The following is a 3340-nucleotide window of genomic DNA, read 5'->3' on the forward strand; positions in this document are numbered from 1 at the left end:
AACACGGAAAGCCGAGTCAGGTTTATTGCTACAAGAATTTGCAGGGTCAGACTATCGGTTTTGTTGCACGATATGACACACCCGATCGGGAGCGTAAAAAGGATTTCTGTCCAGTTTCCTTCACACATGATGCTCAGGGAAGACCTATATGGAAAAAAACCATCGAAGGGTGGAATGGGGTTGTTCCTATTTACGGTCTCGAAAACCTGAAGGCACGGCCTGATGCACCCATTCTTATTGTCGAAGGTGAGAAGACTGTGGCTGCTGCCGCAAAGCTTTTTCCAGATCATATCGTTCTTACTTGGCAGGGCGGGTCAGGCAACCCCGCGAAGGCGGATTGGAGTCAGCTGGCTGGACGAACCGTCGAATTCATCTGGCCAGACGCGGACCAGAAGCGGGACAGGAAAACAGACAAGCCTCTGCCTCTCCAGAACCAGCCCGGAATGCAAGCCGCATTGAAGATTGCAACTGCACTCGGGTCTATTGGCCTTACCCCCAAAATTGTGATGCCTCAGGAGGGGCTGGAGGACGGCTGGGATCTCGCTGATGCCCTGGATGAGGGGTGGACGTCTGAAAAGACACTGGTCCATGCAAAGGCCAACTCGCGATCTCACCATGAAGTTCAGTCAGGAAAAGATGATTCAGGGCAGGCAGACCTGGCCCAGCATAGCCGAGCTGAGGTCAAGTGGCGTCCTACCGATATCGCTGCTGATATGCGAAGGGCATTTGATAGGGCTGTTGAGGAGGGCGCTCTTGATACGGTTTTCCCCTTCACCAGGAGCTTTCGCAATTACGTCCCGGGTACCGGGGAATCGTCCCGCGCATGCACGCCTATTCTGGTATCGGTTTCGGACATGGGGCAGGTCGTTATTGTCCCGCCCGATAGTTTCGTTGATGAGTTCGTACGATGGTATGACACGGCAGGTCGGCTGAACTATGGCGAGGTCAACCTATCAGAAGACCAGATGAAGGCTCTGGCACAGCGACTGGCGCATCGGCTCCCGCGGATCGACTCTGAGCCAATGATTTTTAAAAGACCAGGTGAGACCGGTTTTGCATGGCAGGTACTCAAAATCGACTCGAATTCGAATTGCCTGGATCTGGCTGCGGTCCCTGACAGCCATTCGGAAGCCGATAAATTCTCGATGGATCTGCTCGCAGAAACATGCCCGACCTGGCATGAGCAGCTTTCCCGCATGAGAAACAAACTGGGCTTCCTTTGCTATCTTGGAAGCGTACTGGACCTTGATGCAAAGCCGCAGCAGTATCTATGGCTCTACGGTGAAGGTCAGGATGGCAAGAGTTCCATTCTCAATGTCCTGAAGAGAGTTTTGGGAGCTGCAGCTATTTCAACGGACTGGCCTGCGAATCCCAACAACTTTTTCACGGTGCGATTTGAAGGCAGACGGCTGGCTCTGGTCGATGAAGAGCCGGGGGGCAGCTGTGTACGTACCGACCTTTGGAAAAGAGTGACAGGATCCGACACGATCACGATCGAACCAAAGGGAAAGCAGGCCTATGAGATTCGGAATAATCTTCTGATCATCGTTGCGTCAAACAATCGGCCGGCGACCAGGGCCCGGAAAGCTGACCGTCGTAGACTGGTTGTTTGCGAGCTGGAAACCTATCATGGACCGCTGAATGCGGCATTTGAAGACCGCCTCCTTGATGAGTTTCCCGACTTCATTTCGCTCTGCCAAGTGCTTTGGAAAAAGTTTAAAGGCGCGTCAGGCCTTGTCCCAGTCGATGACGAAGAGACTCTCAGAAACCTGGAGGAGATCAATGCTGAGGTTTCTGAGATCATAACGGAGCATTTTGAGCTGTTTGATGCCGATAGAATCAAGGCCCTCCTCAAGGATCCAGCCTGCGTGAATCGACTTATCCCGCACACGCTGCTTTCAGAGATTCATCGGGTCTGCGCTGCCGAAAAGATTACCCGTTCTGCGGTGAAGGACTATCTGGTCGGTATCCTTGGGCTGCCGGCACAGACGGTATCCTACTCAAAAGTGAACAAGCCTCGGGCGATATTTGGAATTGTCCCCCGTCAAAGCACGAGGAGAAAGCATTGTCTTCCTGAACGCAGTTTTGACCTCCTTCCGGCATGTCGGCCAATTTCACTGGTCAGTTCTGCGGACTAGCCCCCTATGATTGAGGTGGTGACAAAATAGGAAAAATCCGATTTGCCACCAATTTTCCTTAATAATATTGAGATCATAAGTTAGGTCACGAGGGTGGTGACAATTTCAGTTCCTATTTGCTCTCTAGAAAATATTTACCGGTCTTCACCACTGATGTGCGATGAGTGAAGAAAATGGATATTTCAGGGAGCGAATGGAGATTGAAATGTCACCACAGGCGTTTTCTGATTAACAGTCTGAAACGATTGGATAAAGGTGGGTACAAAACCCAAAAAAAATGAATTGTCACCTCACTCAAATTTGTCACCACAGCATCAATCTGACAGTCCTGGGCTTGACCTCATTAGGTCGCTCATTCCGGCCATGGAATTAGAGAGGAATCACTTTGAACACGCACGTTAAAAATGACTCTTAACTATTGGAAAGTATTTGGTAAGCGCAATTCCGCGCCCAGTGAATATCGAAGGGATGCCGTTAAATTGACCTGATCTTTGTTGCTGAGCAGAGCTCTGCGAAGGGGATTTCAAAATTTGCCGGAACTTGCACCTGATAGGAATTCAAGAATCGCCGATAACTATCTGAAAAATCTTACTAACGTAAATTTTTACTGCAGTGAATAACAGGACGATACCGGCAGATTGAACTGTGCATATGGGCCCAGCAGGGCTGGCGTTGGGCGCATACATGGCCTGACGGGTCCGCCTGAGAAACATGACGATGACAAGCAGTGTTATGTGCTTTAGACCTTTTCAACATAGAGCATTGTGCCGGCGGTTATGGCCATCAGCCAGGTGACAGGCCCCCAAAGCCATCGCTCCTTCCGGGAAGGCGTAATCGTATTGAGTACAGCAGCCACGATCATGAAAATAAAAATCCAGAGAATGCTCCGCCGACCCAAATGCTGGAGTTCCGACGACAGTCCAGCTGCCAGAGGCGCGGACGAAAATACCAGGACTCCTATCCCTGCTAGCAACAATGCCTGAGCAAAAGCAGCGAATCTCATATGCAGTGGCCAACGCCCCGGGAATCTTCCACTCATGGCCCGCTCGCCCCAGGGAAAACGTAAGCTTTCGGCGGAATAGCTCAACTTTCACCCAAAAAATCCTGACAGATATGAAGGGTGGTGCATCTGATTGTTGATTAGCTGTGGATGGCGGCCAGCGTTGTTCGATAAGTCCAGGGCAGCCATTTCTCTGGCTTCA

General features: G+C 50.8%; 2 protein-coding genes. One reads left to right on the forward strand and one right to left on the reverse strand.

Going from position 1 to position 3340, the window contains the following annotated elements:
* A partial coding sequence (locus VE954_RS34800; protein ID WP_324961763.1) for a DUF5906 domain-containing protein occupies positions 1 to 2138 on the forward strand: 2138 nt, incomplete at its 5' end.
* Between the two features lie 739 nt (positions 2139 to 2877).
* Here the strand turns inward: VE954_RS34800 and VE954_RS34805 are convergent.
* On the reverse strand, positions 2878 to 3141 hold the full coding sequence (locus tag VE954_RS34805; protein ID WP_324961765.1) for a hypothetical protein: 264 nt from the start codon (positions 3139 to 3141) through the stop codon (positions 2878 to 2880).
* Between the last annotated feature and the right edge of the window lie 199 nt (positions 3142 to 3340).

The sequence above is a fragment of the Oligoflexus sp. genome (assembly GCF_035638955.1).
Lineage (GTDB): Bacteria > Bdellovibrionota_B > Oligoflexia > Oligoflexales > Oligoflexaceae > Oligoflexus.

What these genes read in the sequence shown, in the direction of transcription:
- VE954_RS34805 (WP_324961765.1), bottom strand. Translation starts at nt 3,141, where the DNA reads ATGAGATTCGCTGCTTTTGCTCAGGCATTGTTGCTAGCAGGGATAGGA.